Source organism: Glaciibacter sp. 2TAF33, assembly GCF_052114945.1.
Taxonomy (GTDB): Bacteria; Actinomycetota; Actinomycetes; order Actinomycetales; family Microbacteriaceae; genus Cryobacterium.
The window spans coordinates 1-1100 of the sequence record NZ_JBFRFS010000029.1; the positions used below are offsets into that span (position 1 = coordinate 1).

Genomic DNA, 1100 nt, shown 5'->3' on the forward strand with positions numbered 1-1100 from the left:
CAACCCGAGCACGGGCAAGATCTGGTTCCGCGAAGCTGGAGGGGTGATTCCCAAGCACCTTCTTAGTGAGCCGTCCGGCCGTTTGATGAGTTACCAGGATCGGATGGCGATCGCGTTCTCGAGGGAGAGCGGGATGAGTGTCCGCGAGATCGCCAAGGCCATCGGCAGGTCACCGTCGACGGTGTCGCGGGAGCTGCGGCGTAACACCGACCGCAGGGTGGAATATGCCCCGCATCGGGCGCAGGTGCATACCGAGGGGCGTCGCGCGCGCCCCCAGCCGTCGAAGCTCGCCCGGGACCCCCGGTTGCACGAGTATGTGCAGGCGAAGCTCAAACTGAAGTGGTCACCCGAGCAGATCAGTAACAAACTGGTCGAAGACCATCCCGGTGAGGAGAGCATGCGTGTGAGCCACGAAACGATCTACCGGGCGTTGTATGTCCAAACCCGCGGAACTCTCAAACGTGACCTTGTCACGAAGCTCCGAACCGGGCGAGCACTGCGCAAACCCCAGGCCAAGGGCCAGCAGGACGGCCGCGGGAAACGTCCYGAGCTGCCCCTGATCGCGGACCGGCCAGCCGAGGCCGCGGACCGTGCCGTTGCCGGGCATTGGGAGGGTGACCTGATCGTGGGCAAGGACGGCAAGTCACAGATCGGCACCCTCGTCGAGCGCACCACCCGGTATTGTCTGCTGCTGCACTTGCCCGACAGCAAGGAAGCCGATGCGGTCGAAGCGGAGATGGTRCGCGCCGTGAACTCCTTGCCCACACTGATGAAAACCCTCACCTGGGACCAAGGTACCGAGATGACCGGCGCCTACGCCGGGATCGAGATCGCCACCGACCTGAAGGTCTACTTCTGCGACCCGCACTCACCGTGGCAACGCGGAAGCAACGAGAACACCAACGGTCTGCTCAGGCAGTACTTCCCCAAGGGCACCGACCTCTCGCACCACAGTCGCGAGCACCTCGAATTTGTCCAAGCCGAACTCAACGGCCGACCACGGAAGACCCTCAACTGGAAGAGCCCAGCCGAGGCCCTCAACGAACTGCTGTTAAACTCGCCAAACGAAAACCGTGTTGCAACGACGCCGTGAATTCACC

At 63.0% G+C, this 1100-nt stretch carries 1 protein-coding gene; it reads left to right on the top strand.

The genetic code is table 11. The annotated features are described in order from the left end of the window. Positions 1 to 85 precede the first annotated feature (85 nt). Positions 86 to 1093: an IS30 family transposase gene (locus AB4Y94_RS17770; RefSeq protein ID WP_441729351.1), complete on the top strand. Its 1008-nt coding sequence runs from the start codon at positions 86 to 88 to the stop codon at positions 1091 to 1093. The last annotated feature ends 7 nt before the right edge of the window (positions 1094 to 1100 follow it).